The organism is Streptococcus panodentis (assembly GCF_017884005.1).
In the GTDB taxonomy this organism is placed as follows: domain Bacteria; phylum Bacillota; class Bacilli; order Lactobacillales; family Streptococcaceae; genus Streptococcus; species Streptococcus panodentis.
This window is the reverse complement of record NZ_QFAY01000054.1, coordinates 1-1,100: the sequence shown is the minus strand read 5'-3', so window position 1 is coordinate 1,100 and position 1,100 is coordinate 1. Positions and strand designations below refer to the sequence as shown.

Here is a 1,100-nt window from a genome sequence, read left to right as displayed (position 1 = left end):
GCCAATGCCAACAAGTACAGCTTCGTTTGGAAAAAAGCAACGGATAAATTTCAAGCCAAACTGCAAGAGACCTTGAAGGAATATTTCCAAACAGAGGTTCAGCCCTTGATTGCTCAGGCCATTGAACTGGATGAAGAAGAGGCCGTTTCGAGAGAACAGCTTTCTGTCTTTACCGAACTCTTGCAAGAAGAATTGAATCAGGTTCATCAAGCCATTGAGGAAAATCCAGTCAAAGGCAAGGATGAACGCAAGACCAAGCGCCGGCGCTTAAAGAAAGTTCTGAAGAAGATTCAGGAAGATTTTTCAGTGCGGTCTGAAAAATACGAAGACTACCAAAAGACTTTCCAGGGGCGCAATAGTTTTTCCAAAACAGATACGGACGCCACTTTCATGCGAATGAAAGACGATCACATGCGGAATGGTCAGCTTAAAGCAGGGTACAACCTTCAAATTGCCACTGAAAATCAGTTTGTCATCCACTACGACATCTTCCCGAATCCAACAGATACCTTAACGCTCCTGCCTTTTCTGAAATCATGTCCAGCAGAGGTTGAAACAGTCGTCGCAGATGCCGGGTATGGGAGCGAAGAAAACCTCCTCCGTCTTGACGAACAAGGAATAGACCATTATATCAAATACAATCAGTATGACAGGGAACAAAAACGCTCCCATAAAAACTCGGCCAAAAATCTGGCTAATTGGCTCTACGATGAAGCTTCAGACAGCTATACTCATCCGGATGGCTTTGTATATTCCTTTCATCATGTCGAAACTCGGAAGACAAGCACAGGGTTTGAACAAGAAATCAAGGTTTATCTCACGGATCAGCCAGAGCAGGCACCTCAAAAGGGGCTTTATATCAATGAGCGTTATCGAGCCCTGAAATTCAAAGAAAGCCAGACGCTTTTATCGGAAGAAGGCCGCCGCATCTATGCCCAGCGGAAGATAGATGTCGAGCCTGTCTTTGGTCAGATAAAGGCTTGTTTGGGCTACACTCGCTGCAATCTGCGAGGCAAGCGCAAGGTGAAAATTGACATGGGACTGGTTCTCATGGCCAATAACCTCAAGAAACTGAGCAAGAAAATGGCTCAAAACTAGAA

The 1,100-nt window shown here is 45.0% G+C and carries 1 protein-coding gene; it reads left to right on the top strand.

Features of this window, described 5'->3' with window-relative positions; all coding sequences use genetic code 11:
* On the top strand, positions 1-1,098 hold a 1,098-nt coding region (locus DHL47_RS13190), incomplete at its 5' end, for a transposase (RefSeq protein ID WP_209552180.1).
* Positions 1,099-1,100: the final 2 nt, after the last annotated feature.